Consider the following 13,739-nt stretch of genomic DNA (forward strand, 5'->3'; position numbering starts at 1 on the left):
ATGGGCAGTAGTTGATACAGTTCCCGTTCGGAGTGGTTGAACAGATACGAAAGCAACGTCAGTCGGACGATCCGCTCCGGATCGGCAGCGGGACGCCCAGTACTCTCCGTATACAGTGGTGCCACCCAATCATAGACCATAGAGAAATCGATAGCTTCGTTCAACTGGCGCAAAATGTGCTTTTTCGGCACGAGTTCATCCATGTCGATGAATTGGAACAACTGAGGCTGGATGGTCGACGACTTACTTGCTTTCATGCTCAATCACTCTTTCAATGGTCGTGTTACTGTATAATTCGACAAAACCGTGGTAAAAGCCTGCTTGGCGGACTTTTTCACCGGACTTTTAGATGGTAGGTTTTTTTCTTTCTAACATGATATTTTTTGACTAGGTAATTAGGATTAGGATAATATTGGAGTATAATGTCGAATTAGGAAGGTGGTGAGTCCCATGCGCAATAGCATTGAGTTTGTCGTCTATGGAGATTACGCCCTGTTCACCGACCCGCTCACCAAGCTCGGGGGGAGAAATTATCCTATCAGGTACCCACGTACCAAGCCCTAAAAGGGATAGTCGAATCAATTTACTGGAAGCCTACATTGCTTATTTACGTCGACGAGGTTCGCATCATGAAGCCGATCCGAATGGAGTCCAAAGGAGTTCGACCGATCGACTACGGCGGAGGGAATACGCTGGCCAACTGTACGTACTTGAAGGATGTCAGCTATCAGGTGCGAGCCCATTTCGAATTCAACCTGAATCGTCCAGACATGGCATATGACCGCAACGAGCACAAGCATCACAACATCATGAAGCGTTCGCTCCGGGCTGGAGGTCGAAGGGACATTTTCCTAGGCGCGAGAGAATGTCAGTCTTACGTCGAGCCATGCACGTTCGGCGAGGGGGAAGGTTACTACGACGGCTACGGCGAGATTCATCTCGGGCCCATGCTCCATGGCATCAACTACCCGGACGAGACAGGGCGCAATCGGATGGAAGCGCGTCTATGGAGCCCGGTCATGAAGAATGGCATAATCCAATTTATTCGACCCGAACCGTGCACGCAGATCCGCCTGATTACCGACATGGAACCGAAGCGCTTTGATTCTTCGAATGTTTTATCGGCGGACGATCTGTTGACGCAATTGGAAGAGGGGGAGAATCTATGAGTTGGCTGCTTCAACTGTACGAGACCTATGAATCGAATTTGGACTTGGTTGGCAAGTCCAAGAAGAAGCGCAACGAGCAGGAATATACGCTGCTGCCAATCTCCCACACGACGCAAAATGCTCATATCGAAGTGAACATAACGGAAGAGGGAGAATTCCACTCGGCAACTGTCGTCGACAAGAACGAAGCGAGTACGTTGATTCCCTGTACCGAAGACTCGGCGAGCCGGGCCGGCGCGAAGATCGCCCCTTATCCATTGCATGACAAGTTGAGCTACGTCGCGGGAGACTTTGCCGTCTATGGCGGGGAGATCAAAAAGGAGAACCCCTATACATACTATATCGACAAACTGCATAATTGGGCTCATTCTCCCTACGCAACGGAAATAGTACAAAAGGTTAAGGAGTTCAATTCGGTAATCAGAGGTTTAATTTCTGTAGAGTTTTCTAAGAAAGACCTTGAAATCACAAATTCAAATTTCTTTAATAAAGATTAGATAACGAAAGATGGAGGTCGCAAATGAATAAGTTTACTACTGCAACTGGTGCTGTAATCATCGTAGCTAGCACGATTCTTCCGGGTTATGTAGGTGTTGCAAACGCTGTTCCTCGTACGGAGATTGAATCCGTAGATCATGATTATGTTCCTTTGAAGGATATGCAGTTTTTTGGGAAAGATGTAAAGATCGCTGCTGTTTCTACTCAATCCACGACTCAAAATAAGCTTACTAACTTTAAGGATGTAAAAGCTGGTTATTGGGCCGAATCTGTCATCCGAGATGCTGTAGCAAAAGGTTATGTTAATGGGTACACTGACGGAAGCTTTAAACCAGATCAACCTGTAAGTCGTTCTGAGTTTATCAAGATGGCAGTTGTTGCAATTGGATACAGCTTGGAACCCGCTAGAGTTGGAGTTCCTTGGTATACCAATTATGTAGAGGCAGCGGTCAAGGGCGGACTTGTTACCCAAAATGAATTCGGTGTAAACGGATACCCTGTCGCTATGAAACGCTCTGAGATGGCTAGAGTGGCTGTAAGAGGGATTAACCAAGCTGCTAATGATGACGCTAGTTACATTCTCTTGGCGGCAAAGGCTGGTCTTATTACGGGTACGGGTAACGGTAACTTGGATTTGGATGGGACTACTACTCGTGCGCAAGCTGTAGCTATTATCGAGCGTATTCTTAAAGTAAGGGCAGGTGAGACATTACCCGTAGATCAATCCGCTGTAGACAGCGCTCAAGATGAAATTAGCGGAAAGAAAGACTTGTGGGGTCAAGTAATTCGTACCACGAATCTTCCGAAGAACGCCGCTAGTTATCCGTACATCTTGAAGAACGTTCCGAATGAGATGTATGAAATGCCGTTTAAGAGTGGAGACAAGTTTGCAAAGCTTGTTACTCCTGCAAGTATTATGGCGGAGTATGGTTACAATAAAGAAGTTATCGATAAGGCTGTTTATGAAGCTAAGAGTTTCTATGATCTCATTTTCAATGTGGATTATAGGACCATTTCTGCTTCTTGGGCTAATAAGGTCTACAATCTTTTGGACGCTGCTGGTCAAAATGCTGCAGGTAGGGCAGAAGTTAAGAAGAGTATTAATGATTATGTCCAATGGGTGAAAACGAATAAGCTGGTAACTATCGGAAGTGTAACTCCACAACCCTCGATGTTTTATTACTATGGAACAGGCTATTTGCGTTCCACTTTTGAGTTTAAGGTAGTGTCCGCCGATAAAGGTGCCTTCAATTGGGATGGGGAGCACTCGTTGGAGTGGACTATTTTTTGGGGTCAGATTTGGGATATGACTTCTATCGATCCCAAAGTAGGTGTCACTTATAAGGGTTACTCGGATATTCCTCTCATTTACAATACTAAGGGATATTATCATCCCTTTGTTTACACTGATTTTACCACCAATTATAAGTTAATCAAGTAATTGAGGTGGAAAAGTGCTTAAACAGCTTAGGCAAGTTGTCTTAGGTTTATTATTGTCCATTATCGTCTCTTCTCCGTTTTTAGAGATAGCCCATGCTGATAATCTTGACTTCGACAGAGATACCGGATTTTTGAGGTTTAAAACTTTTGTAAATGCTGCTTCAACCTCAATTAAGTACAGAACTGCTGGATTTTATGTCCACACAGTTCCATCGAATGGGGAGCCCAATAAGCTTTTTAATCAGGGCAAAGCTGGAGTTATTTAAGCTTTTGATGGTGTCAGAAGGGAGTTTTTACGTTATAAGACAAGAACTTAGTCGCACAAGAAACCGCCGTATTTGTGGCTTTTTATGGTGCTGCAAGATGTCAAGACAGTTTTTTGATATAATTAATTTGTGAAATATTTCACAAATCGTCGGATCCGCAGGGATGCGTGGATTGAAATATATCCCAGGCTGCCGAGAGCGAATCGGCGAGCCTGGGTTGGCGAAGCAGGAACTTGATAGACGTTACCTCCGCGCGATCGCCTTGAAAGAAGCTTCCGCCGCCTCCAGCGTGTCGTCGATGTCCCGGTCCGTGTGCGCCGTCGTCAGGAACCAGGCTTCGTACTTGGACGGCGCCAGGTAAATGCCGCGCTCCAGCATCTCGCGGAAAAACCGCGCGAACAGCTCGCCGTCCGTATCCTGCGCCTCCGCGTAGTTCGTGACCGGGTGGTCGCAGAAGTGGGTCGAGAACGCGCCGACGATGCGGTTGATCGTCAGCGGCACCCCGTACCGGGCGGCCGAGTCGCGCAGACCGTCCGTCAACCGCGTCGCCAGCGCCTCCATGCGCTCGTAGACGCCGGGCTCGCGCAGCACCTCGAGGCAGGCGATGCCCGCCGCGACGGAAGCGGGGTTGCCCGCCATCGTGCCGGCTTGGTAGGCCGGACCGAGCGGCGCGATCTGCTCCATCACCTCGCGCCGCCCGCCGTAGGCGCCGATCGGCAGCCCGCCGCCGATAATTTTGCCCAGCGCTGTCAAGTCCGGCTCGATCGCCGCCCGGTCAGGGAACGCGGCGAACGTCTGCGCCGACCCGTAATGGAAGCGGAACGCCGTGATGACCTCGTCGTAGATGACGAGCGCTCCGGCTTCCCGCGCCAGGCGGCAGACGCCTTCGAGGAAGCCCGGCTTCGGCATGACCATGCCGAAGTTGCCGACGATCGGCTCCACCAGGACGGCTGCCACGTCGTCGCCCCAGCGCTCCAGCGCCAGCTTCAGCCCGTCCAGCTCGTTGAACGGCACGGTGACGACTTCGTTCGCGATGCTGACCGGGATGCCGGCGCTGTCGGGAATGCCGAGCGTCGACGGCCCGGAGCCGGCGGCGACAAGCACCAGATCGGAGTGGCCGTGATAGCATCCGGCAAACTTCACGATCTTGTTGCGACCCGTCGCGGCGCGGGCGACGCGGATCGTCGTCATGACCGCCTCCGTGCCGGAATTGACGAACCGCACCTTGTCCATCGACGGAATCGCCTCTTTGAGCATGCGCGCAAGCTTAATCTCGCCTTCCGTCGCCGTCCCGTACAGCGTGCCGTTCCGCGCCGCGCGCACGATCGCCTCCGTCACATGCGGATGCGCGTGGCCGGTAATGATCGGCCCGAACGCCGCCAGATAGTCCACGTACTTGTTCCCGTCCGCGTCCCAGAAATAGGCGCCTTGCGCGCGCTCCATGAACACCGGGGCGCCTCCGCCCACCGCCTTGAACGAGCGGGAAGGGCTGTTCACCCCGCCGACGATATGCCGCTTCGCTTCTTCGTACAATTGCGCCGATCGGACTCTCTCTTGCATATTCCAACGCCTCCTTCGGGTTAACGCAACCGGGGACCGTCTCGGCGACGGCCCCCTTGTGCGGCTAAAACGATGACTCGATAAATGACCGGGTGAATCGGCAAACCGCTAGGCCGGTCTGTGGCCAGGTGATCCAGCGAATCCGCCGCTCCTCACTCCGCGCTCGCGGAAGGCGAAGCCGACGCCGACGCGGACGGGCTTGCCGGAGCCGTCGTCTCGTCCTTCTGCAGCTCTTCCTGAACGTATTCCTTGAGCGCTTCCGGGTCCTTCACGCCGAGCACCGAAGCGCCGGCTTCGCGCTCGTCGGAGATGAGATCCATTGGCGGAATCTGGGCGGAGCCGGCCTGATGCGACTTGTACCCGAGGCTCGCCAGCTTCAGCATATCGTTCGCGGACAGGTTCGTCTCGATGTACGGATTCACCTTGTTCAGAATTTCGGGCAGCTTCATGAGGTTCCAGCCGTTCTTCAGCTTGTCGGCGACCGCCTTCAGGAACGCGCGCTGGCGTTCGGTCCGCGTGAAATCGGACATGGCGTCGTGACGGAAACGCACGTATTGCAGCGCATGCTCGCCGTCCAGATGCTGCTGGCCTTTTTTCAGATCGATGTCATAGACGTGTCCGTCCGCTGCGTCCGTGTAATGCATATCCTTTTCGACGTAGAAGTCAACCCCGCCGATCGCGTCCACCAGCTTGATAAAGCCTTGGAAATCGACATAGACGTAATACTGAATATCCAGGCCGAGCAGGTTGCCGACCGTCTTCATCGCCAGATTCGGGCCTCCGAGCGTAATCGCCGTATTGATCCGGTTGTTCTTGTACCCCGGAATGTCTACGTACGTATCGCGGAGAATGGAGAACAGATGCGCTTTCTTCGTCACCGGATCGAAGGAAGCGACCATCATGGAGTCGGAGCGGGCGATTTCGCCCTTGCGCAGGCCGCGTTCGTCGCCGCCCATGAGCAGAATGTTCACCCGCTCGGTGCCCGTCCATTCCGGCGGCTTCTCCTCCGGTTTGTCCTCGAATTGGCCGAAGCGGGATTCGTCCTTCGACTTCGACATTTCCCCCAGCTCGTGGTAGGTGCCGTATACTTTCCACCCGACAAGCAGCAGGGCGACCACCACGAGAGCCAGTACGCTAAATAAGGTCCATTTCCACTTTTTTCTCATGTTGACGTAATCCTTTCGCCGGTATGGCAGCCCGGATCAAGCCGCTTGCGGGTCCGGTTCCGCTGCCGTTTACGCGGTATGTTTAGCGTATTATGATTACATATTGTAAAATTATAAAGTTATGCCGCATATAGAATCAAGTTTTGTCGAATTGGGGGGGACGATGAGCCTATGCTGGCAATCGACGTGCACCAGTTGCGCAAGCAATTCAAAGTTCAAAAAAACCGCGAAGGCCTCAAGGGAGCGTTGCTCGATCTGTTCAAGCGGGAGCATACCGAGGTGACGGCGGTCAAGGATATTAGTTTTCAGATTCCCCAAGGGGAGATTTGCGGATACATCGGCGAGAACGGCGCGGGCAAATCGACGACGATCAAAATGCTCACGGGCATTCTCGTGCCGACGTCCGGACGCCTTCTCGTGAACGGCTACGTTCCCTACAAAGAGCGCGAGCAGTTCGTTCGCGGCATCGGGGTCGTGTTCGGGCAGCGAAGCCAATTGTGGTGGGACATCGGCGTCATCGAATCGTTCCGCTTGCTCCGCAAGGTGTACCGGGTCGACGAGGCCGACTTCAAGCGCCGGCTGGACGAGCTGGTGGAGACGCTGCAGCTTGGCGATCTGCTCAACCGGCCCGTCCGCAAGCTGAGCCTCGGCCAGCGCATGCGGTGCGAGCTTGTGGCGGCGCTGCTGCACCAGCCGTCCATCCTGTTCCTGGACGAGCCGACCATCGGCCTGGACATCGTCGTCAAGACGGAAATTCGCGAGTTTCTCAAAAAGCTGAACCGCGAGCACGGCACGACCATTTTGCTTACGACCCACGATCTGCAGGACATTGAAGCGTTATGCTCCAGGGTTATTATGCTCGACGACGGCCGAATCATCTACGACGGCGGCCTGGAGGAGCTGAAGGAGCGCTGGGGCAAAGGCCGCGAGGTTCAGTTCCAGTTCACCGATCCGATCCCGCTGGCGGCCGTATCCGCGCTCACGAGCGGTTTGGACGTGCGCTGGACGAAGGAGAACGAGGTGACGGCCAAAGTATGGATTCCCCGCGAGCTGAACGTGTCGGACGTGCTGTCCCGGGTCGTCGGATCGTCCGCGGAGATCAGCGACATTAAAATTTTCGAGACGAACACCGACGAAATCGTGCGCGAAATTTACCGCACCGGAAGCCCGGAGGCGAAGGAGGCCGTCCGTGGCTAGCGCTTACCTTGACTTTATTCGCATCCGTTTCCTGATGATGCTCGCTTACCGCGTAAATTATTACAGCGGCATCGTCATTTATGCCATCAACATCGGCGCTTACTATTTCATGTGGAAGGCGATCTATGGAAGCGCCGAGACGCTGGGCGGCTTTACGGTCGCGCAGATGACGACTTATATCGCGGTCTCCTGGATGGCGAGAGCTTTTTATTTCAATAATCTCGACCGGGAAATATCGAACGAAATCCGCGACGGCAGCGTGGCGGTGCAGATGACGAGGCCGATCTCCTATCTCATGGTGAAAATGATGCAGGGCTTCGGCGAAGGCCTGTTCCGGCTGCTCCTGTTCATGGCGCCCGGCATGATCGTGGCCATCCTCATTTTCCCGGTGTCGCTGCCGACCGATCCGCTTCGCTGGGCGATGTTCTTCGTCATGATCTGGTTCAGCTTCCTCATTAATTCGCAGCTTAACATTTTGACGGGACTGTTCGCTTTCTTCGTGGAAAACAACGAAGGCCTCATGCGGCTCAAACGCGTGCTGATCGATCTGCTGTCGGGCGTCATTTTGCCGATGACGTTCTTCCCGGGCTGGGCCAGGGCGATTCTCGACTGGCTGCCCTTTCAGGCGATTACGTATTTGCCGGGCTCCGTGTTCACGGGAAGACTGAGCGGCGGGGACGCCTGGAACGCGCTGCTCGTCCAATTCGTCTGGTTCGCGGCGCTGATCGTGCCGATCTGGCTGATGTGGCGGGCGGCGCGCAAGCGGCTGTTCGTGCAAGGGGGGTAAGCGGCCATGCGGAAAATGGGTTTTGCGCTGTCGCTATTTCGGGAGTACTTGGCCAATTATATAAAAACGAAGCTGACGTACCGCGCCGACTTCTGGGTCGAGGTGTTCTCCGATCTGATGTTCTCGGCGATGAATCTGATCTTCATCTTCGTCGTGTTCACGCACACGCCCGCCCTCGGCGACTGGACCGAAGCGGAAGTCGTGTTCGTGTACGGCTACTTCATGATTCCTTACGGCATTTTCAGCACGTTCATGAACTTGTGGAACTTCAGCGACAGGTACATTACGAAGGGGGAGATGGACCGCATTCTGACCCGCCCGGCCGGATCGCTGACGCAGGTCATGCTGGAAAACGTCGATCCGCCTTCGCTCCTCGGCTCGCTCGTCGGACTCGGCATCATGGCGGCGGCTTGGGCGAAGCTCGGGCTTCCGCTGCATTGGTACGATCCGCTCGTGCTGATCGTTATGGTGCTCGGTTCGGTGCTCATTTACATGGGCTTGTACACGGCGCTCGCGGCCATCTCCTTCTACTCGGACGCCCCGACGGGCATCGCGCCGCTCATGTACAACATCCAGAACTACGGGCGCTATCCGATTCAAATTTACAACAAGGGCATTCGCTTCCTGCTGACCTGGTTGCTGCCGTTCGCTTTCGTCGGCGTCTACCCGGCTTCGTTTTTCCTGGACCGGCATCACGATCGTGTCATGGCGTGGCTGACACCGGTTATGGGCGTCATCTTCTTCGCCCTCGGCCTGTACGTGTGGAACCGCGGCGTGAAGCGGTACCGGGGCGCGGGGTCGTAAGGGCCGCCGTCGGGCGCGAGGCCGGGATCGGGGCAATCTATACGGAAGACCGAGCTGTTAACGGAAAACCAAGCTGTCAAAGGAGCAACCAAGATGACGCCAATCGCAATCGGACAACCCGTCCCCGACTTCGAGCTGCCCGCGTCGAACGGGGAGAACGTCAAGCTGAGCCAGTTTCGCGGCCGCAAGGTCGTCCTCTATTTCTACCCGAAAGATCTGACGCCGACCTGCACCCAGGAAGCGTGCGACTTCCGGGACGCGAACGCGGAGATCGAACGGGCGGGGGCCGTCATTCTCGGCATCAGCCCGGATCCCGTAAAGCAGCACGTCAAGTTTGCCGGCAAGCACGGGCTGCCTTTCCTGCTGCTGTCGGACGAGAATCACGCGGTCGCGGAAGCGTTCGGCGTTTGGCAGGAGAAAAAGCTGTACGGCCGCACGTACATGGGCATTGTGCGCTCCACGTTCCTCATCGACGAGGAGGGCGTACTTCGCGAGGAGTGGCGCAACATCCGCGTGAAAGGCCATACGGAGCAGGTGCTCGCGGCTGTGCGGGGGTAGGGCGCACCGTTTTCTGCGCTGCCAGGGGATGTTCCAGAAGGTCTTCTTTGGCTTGTCTTGGGCATCCTCTTTCTCGTTTTCCGCCGGACATCGGCCAAGGCGGCTCAGAATCTGAGCTGCATCCGCCCCCTCCGCCGAACGTCGGCCAAAGCGGCTCAGAATCTGAGCTACATCCGCCCCCTCCGCCGAACATCGGCCAAAGCGGCTCAGAATCTGAGCTACATCCGCCCCCTCCGCCGAACATCGGCCAAAGCGGCTCAGAATCTGAGCTACATCCGCCCCCTCCGCCGAACATCGGCCAAAGTGGCTCAGAATCTGAGCTACATCCGCCCCCTCCGCCGAACATCGGCCAAAGCGGCTCAGAATCTGAGCTACATCCGCCCCCTTCGTCGAACATCGGCCAAAGCGGCTCAGAATCTGAGCTACATCCGCCCCCTCCGCCGATCCCCCTTCTCCCACCGCCCCACCCGAAAAAAAGGCACCTTACCTTGAATGAGGTGTCTGTTCTTCGGGCGCTTTCGCCTGTACAATTACTTCCATGAAAGGGTTTACATTTAATGCTTACGGCGAGGAGGTGCCGCATAAATGAACGCGAACGCAGAGGCGCCGAATCCGGCGGCGGTCAGAGCCTTCGGCAGCGAGAGAAGGAAAAAATGGCTGCGGAAGCTCTACCGGCAGCGGTATTTGCAGCTGATGGCGCTGCTCGGCGTCGCCTGGATGGTGGTGTTCAATTACATTCCGATGTATGGAATCCTCATCGCCTTCAAGGACTACGACATTATTCTGCCGATGTCCCAGGCGCCGTGGGCCGGGCTGGAGCATTTCAAGGAATTTCTGACGGACGACAATCTCGGCAACGTCATTCGCAACACGCTCGGCATGAGCCTGATCAAGCTGATCGTCGGTTTTCCGCTGCCCATCCTGTTCGCCCTGCTGCTTAACGAGATCCGTTCCGCCCGGTTCAAGAAGTCGATCCAGACGATCTCTTACTTGCCCCACTTCCTGTCGTGGGTCATTCTTGGCGGCATTCTGGCCACGTGGCTGGCGGACGTCGGGATCGTCAACAAAATCCTGCTGGCGCTCGGCTTCATCGATACGCCGATCTCTTATTTGGCGGAGCCGCGGTATTTCTGGACCATCGTCGTCACCTCGGACATCTGGAAGGAGCTCGGCTGGTCGGCCATCATCTACCTGGCGGCGATGAGCAGCGTCTCCCCGGAGCTGTACGAAGCGGCGACCATCGACGGGGCCGGGCGGTTCCAGAAAATGCGGAGCATTACGCTCCCCTGCATCAAAGGGACGATCGCCATTTTGTTCATCCTGGCGGTCAGCGGCCTGCTCAACTCGAACTTCGATCAGATTCTGGTGCTGCGCAACTCGCTGAACGAGAGCGCCAGCAGCGTCATCGACGTGTACGTGTACCAGACGGGCATCGCGGACGGCCGGTATTCGTATTCGACGGCGGTCGGCCTGATCAAGTCGGTCATCGCGCTCGGCCTCCTGCTCGGGGCGAATTACGTGACGAAGAAGCTGAACGACACCTCCCTCTTCTGACGAATTCAAGTCACCCTCCAAGAAAGGCGGCGAAGCGCTCATGTTCATCCTTAAGCGCCGGACGCCGGGCGAAGCCGCGTTCGACTGGGCCAACGGCGTCCTGATGCTCGTCATCTGCTTTCTGACGCTGTATCCGATCTGGTATGTGGTCGTCAACGCCTTCAACGACGGGACGGACGGCATGCGAGGCGGCATTTACTGGTGGCCTCGCCAGTTCAGCCTGGACAGCTTCCGGACGGTGTTCCAAAGCAGCGGCATTATGACCGCGATGGGCATAACGGTAGCCAAGACGGTCGTCGGCACGGTCGTTCACGTCCTGTTCACGGCAATGGTCGCCTACGCCCTGTCCCGGGGCGAGCTGATCGGCCGCAAACTCTACATGCTGATCGGCACGATCACGATGTTTTTCGGAGGCGGCCTTATACCGACGTACCTGCTCATCCGCGACCTCGGGATGCTCGACCATTTTATCGTGTATATCGTCCCGGCGATGTTCAGCTTTTTCGACCTGATCATCTTCCTCACCTTCTTCCGGGACATTCCCGACGGCCTGACCGAGGCCGCAGAGATCGACGGAGCCGGCGATTTCACGATTTTCCTGCGGATCGTCATTCCCGTCTCCATGCCGGTCGTCGCGACGATCGCCTTGTTCCACGGCGTCTACCAATGGAACGATTACTTTACCGGAATGATCTATATTAATGAGACCGACCTGCAGCCGATCCAGACCTACTTGTACCGGGTCGTGGCGCAGGCCAGCTCCAACCAGATGATCGCGGCCATGCCGAGCGGCGTCGCCGTAGGCGTGACGAGCCAATCGCTCAAGCTGGCGACGATGGTCGTCACCACCGCCCCGATCGTCATCGTCTACCCCTTCCTGCAGAAATATTTCGTGAAGGGCTTCATGATCGGCTCGCTCAAGGGCTGACACCGGCAAATTGCGCGCATTCGTTTATCCGCTGGCGCCAAGCGCGCCGGCTGGTAATAAAGGCAAGTCATCATTTTTTAAAGGGGCCGAAAATATGGGAACCAAACGCAAGCTGCTGACCTCCCTGCTCGCCGCGACGACGGTGTTGTCGCTCGCCGCCTGCTCCTCCGGAGGCAACAAAGCCGCAAACAGCGGGGCTTCGGAGAGCGCCGCACCGCCTTCCGCATCCTCGGCCGCGTCGTCCAGCGCGCAACCGTCCGGCGGCGACGCGCCGGGCTGGCAGGCGGACACTTCGCCGATTACGTTCGACTGGTACATTAACTTCTCCTGGTTCAACTCGAAGTGGGGCGACGACGTCGTGGCGAAGTACGTGACGAAGAAAACCGGGGTCAGCCTCAACTTCATCGTGCCGGCCGGCAACGAGAACGAGAAGCTGAACACGATGCTCGCTTCCGGCTCGCTGCCCGACTTCATCACCCTAGCCGCCACCGACGAAGCCGTCCGGAAGATGATCAGCGGCAAGCTCGTTCTGCCGCTCAACGAGCTGGCCGACCAGTACGACGCCTACTTCTACAAAGTGGCCGATCCGGCCAAGCTCGGCTGGTTCACGCAGCCCGACGGCAACGTGTACGGCTACCCGAACGCATCGTCCTCCCCGGCCGACTACGAGAAGTACGGCCAGAGCTTCACGTCGAACCAGACGTTCGAGGTTCGCAAGGATATTTACGAGGCGATCGGCAAACCCGACATGCGCACGCCGGAAGGCTTCCTGAACGCCCTGAAGCTGGCGAAGGAGAAGTTCCCGGAAGTGGACGGACAGCCGCTCATCCCGCTCGGGCTGCACGAATTCACCGACACCGGCAACTACTCGCTGGAATCCTATCTGCAGAATTTCCTGGCGATCCCGCAGCAGAAGGACGGCAAGCTGTACGACCGCCGGCAGGATCCCGAATATCTCCGCTGGCTGAAGACGTTCCGCAAGGCGAACGAGATGGGCCTGCTGGCCAAAGACATCTTCATTGACAAGCGCCCGCAGATGGAGGAGAAAATCGCGCAAGGCCGTTACTTCGCAATGCTCTATCAACGCTCCGACTTCGCAACGCAGAACCTCGCGCGTTATCAGAAGGACCCGAACTCCGTCTACATCGCGGTCGACGGGCCTTCCAACGCCGCGCTGGACGCGCCGACGCTGTCGGGTCCGGGCATCTCCGGCTGGACGGTTACGCTCATCTCCAAGAACGTGAAGGACAAGAAGCGGGCGATCTCCTTCCTGAGCTATCTCATCAGCGAAGAAGGCAACAAGGACTTGTTCCTCGGCGAGAAGGGCGTCACGTACGACACGATCGACGGCAAAGACCAATTCAAGCCGGAAGTGGTCGATCTGCTCAACAAAGATCGCTTGGCGTTCGACCAGAAATACGGAGCTTCCTATAAATATTGGATGCTTATGGACACGAACATGAATCTGCAATGGGCGCCGCCCAGCGTTGAGCCGGCCAAGCAGCTGGAAGACTGGACGAAGGGCCATTCGATGAGCATGTCGGAGTTCGACAACCTCGATCCGCCGCCGACGACGAAGGAAGGCGTCGCCAGCAGCAAGAACGCCCGCCTGTGGGGCAAGACGCTGCCGAAGCTGCTGCTCGCCAAATCGGACGCCGAATTCGATAATATTTTCGACACTTATTTGAAGGACCGAAGCGATCAGGATGCGATCGAGGCGTATCGCCAGCAAGCATACGAGGCGAACGTCAAGAAGCTGGAGTCGCTGAACAAATAGCGCATCGGATTCGCAAACGCAGCCGGCCTGGCCGT

The 13,739-nt window shown here is 56.1% G+C and carries 11 protein-coding genes and 2 pseudogenes; 10 read left to right on the forward strand and 3 right to left on the reverse strand.

Features of this window, described 5'->3' with window-relative positions; all coding sequences use genetic code 11:
- A partial coding sequence (locus tag G485_RS0120865) for a transposase (RefSeq protein ID WP_027094131.1) occupies window positions 1-257 on the reverse strand: 257 nt, incomplete at its 3' end.
- Between the two features lie 193 nt (window positions 258-450).
- On the opposite strand from G485_RS0120865, the pseudogene cas5c reads away from it, so the two are divergent.
- The 3 genes and pseudogenes from cas5c to G485_RS28620 all read left to right on the forward strand — a co-directional run bounded on the left by cas5c (window position 451) and on the right by G485_RS28620 (window position 3,108).
- A pseudogene (cas5c, locus tag G485_RS27580) lies at window positions 451-1,169 on the forward strand (type I-C CRISPR-associated protein Cas5c).
- Window positions 1,166-1,585, forward strand: a pseudogene (locus tag G485_RS0120875) (type I-C CRISPR-associated protein Cas8c/Csd1); the annotation flags it as partial. The pseudogenes cas5c and G485_RS0120875, both read left to right, overlap by 4 nt.
- A 104-nt stretch (window positions 1,586-1,689) precedes the next feature.
- Window positions 1,690-3,108 carry an S-layer homology domain-containing protein gene (locus G485_RS28620; RefSeq protein ID WP_051318455.1) on the forward strand — a complete coding sequence of 473 codons (1,419 nt, stop codon included), beginning with the start codon at window positions 1,690-1,692 and terminating at the stop codon, window positions 3,106-3,108.
- 508 nt (window positions 3,109-3,616) lie between these two features.
- Here G485_RS28620 and G485_RS0120885 read toward each other — a convergent pair.
- Together G485_RS0120885 and G485_RS27590 are read right to left on the reverse strand one after the other, a co-directional pair.
- Window positions 3,617-4,933 (reverse strand): glutamate-1-semialdehyde 2,1-aminomutase, encoded by a 1,317-nt coding sequence (locus G485_RS0120885; protein WP_027094133.1) that lies wholly within the window; start codon window positions 4,931-4,933, stop codon window positions 3,617-3,619.
- Window positions 4,934-5,085: 152 nt separating this feature from the next.
- Window positions 5,086-6,099, reverse strand: a complete 1,014-nt coding sequence (locus G485_RS27590; protein ID WP_035157553.1) for an LCP family protein — start codon at window positions 6,097-6,099, stop codon at window positions 5,086-5,088.
- Between the two features lie 171 nt (window positions 6,100-6,270).
- On the opposite strand from G485_RS27590, the gene G485_RS0120895 reads away from it, so the two are divergent.
- The 7 genes from G485_RS0120895 (at window position 6,271) to G485_RS0120925 (ending at window position 13,704) form a co-directional block, all read left to right on the forward strand.
- Window positions 6,271-7,296, forward strand: a complete 1,026-nt coding sequence (locus tag G485_RS0120895; protein ID WP_027094134.1) for an ABC transporter ATP-binding protein — start codon at window positions 6,271-6,273, stop codon at window positions 7,294-7,296.
- Window positions 7,289-8,083, forward strand: a complete 795-nt coding sequence (locus G485_RS0120900) for an ABC transporter permease (protein WP_027094135.1) — start codon at window positions 7,289-7,291, stop codon at window positions 8,081-8,083. The genes G485_RS0120895 and G485_RS0120900 overlap by 8 nt, the downstream gene beginning before the upstream one ends.
- A 6-nt stretch (window positions 8,084-8,089) precedes the next feature.
- Window positions 8,090-8,887, forward strand: coding sequence for an ABC transporter permease (locus G485_RS0120905; protein WP_420805809.1), 798 nt, complete (start codon window positions 8,090-8,092; stop codon window positions 8,885-8,887).
- Window positions 8,888-8,980: 93 nt separating this feature from the next.
- On the forward strand, window positions 8,981-9,445 hold the full coding sequence (bcp, locus tag G485_RS0120910; protein ID WP_027094137.1) for a thioredoxin-dependent thiol peroxidase: 465 nt from the start codon (window positions 8,981-8,983) through the stop codon (window positions 9,443-9,445).
- Between the two features lie 585 nt (window positions 9,446-10,030).
- Complete coding sequence (locus tag G485_RS0120915) at window positions 10,031-10,999, forward strand: ABC transporter permease (RefSeq protein ID WP_027094138.1); 969 nt, start codon at window positions 10,031-10,033, stop codon at window positions 10,997-10,999.
- A gap of 40 nt (window positions 11,000-11,039) precedes the next feature.
- A complete protein-coding gene (locus G485_RS0120920; RefSeq protein WP_027094139.1) occupies window positions 11,040-11,927 on the forward strand; it encodes a carbohydrate ABC transporter permease in 888 nt (295 codons plus the stop codon).
- 94 nt (window positions 11,928-12,021) lie between these two features.
- Window positions 12,022-13,704 (forward strand): type 2 periplasmic-binding domain-containing protein, encoded by a 1,683-nt coding sequence (locus tag G485_RS0120925; RefSeq protein ID WP_027094140.1) that lies wholly within the window; start codon window positions 12,022-12,024, stop codon window positions 13,702-13,704.
- Window positions 13,705-13,739: the final 35 nt, after the last annotated feature.

The organism is Cohnella thermotolerans DSM 17683 (assembly GCF_000429825.1).
Lineage (GTDB): Bacteria > Bacillota > Bacilli > Paenibacillales > Paenibacillaceae > Cohnella > Cohnella thermotolerans.

Bases quoted from the DNA above. Each gene is read 5' to 3' on its own strand.
- G485_RS0120920 (WP_027094139.1), top strand. From the start codon at position 11,040: ATGTTCATCCTTAAGCGCCGGACGCCGGGCGAAGCCGCGTTCGACTGG.
- G485_RS28620 (WP_051318455.1), top strand. From the start codon at position 1,690: ATGAATAAGTTTACTACTGCAACTGGTGCTGTAATCATCGTAGCTAGC.
- G485_RS0120925 (WP_027094140.1), top strand. From the start codon at position 12,022: ATGGGAACCAAACGCAAGCTGCTGACCTCCCTGCTCGCCGCGACGACG.
- G485_RS0120895 (WP_027094134.1), top strand. From the start codon at position 6,271: ATGCTGGCAATCGACGTGCACCAGTTGCGCAAGCAATTCAAAGTTCAA.
- G485_RS0120885 (WP_027094133.1), bottom strand. From the start codon at position 4,933: ATGCAAGAGAGAGTCCGATCGGCGCAATTGTACGAAGAAGCGAAGCGG.
- bcp (WP_027094137.1), top strand. From the start codon at position 8,981: ATGACGCCAATCGCAATCGGACAACCCGTCCCCGACTTCGAGCTGCCC.
- G485_RS27590 (WP_035157553.1), bottom strand. From the start codon at position 6,099: ATGAGAAAAAAGTGGAAATGGACCTTATTTAGCGTACTGGCTCTCGTG.
- G485_RS0120905 (WP_420805809.1), top strand. From the start codon at position 8,090: ATGCGGAAAATGGGTTTTGCGCTGTCGCTATTTCGGGAGTACTTGGCC.
- G485_RS0120915 (WP_027094138.1), top strand. From the start codon at position 10,031: ATGAACGCGAACGCAGAGGCGCCGAATCCGGCGGCGGTCAGAGCCTTC.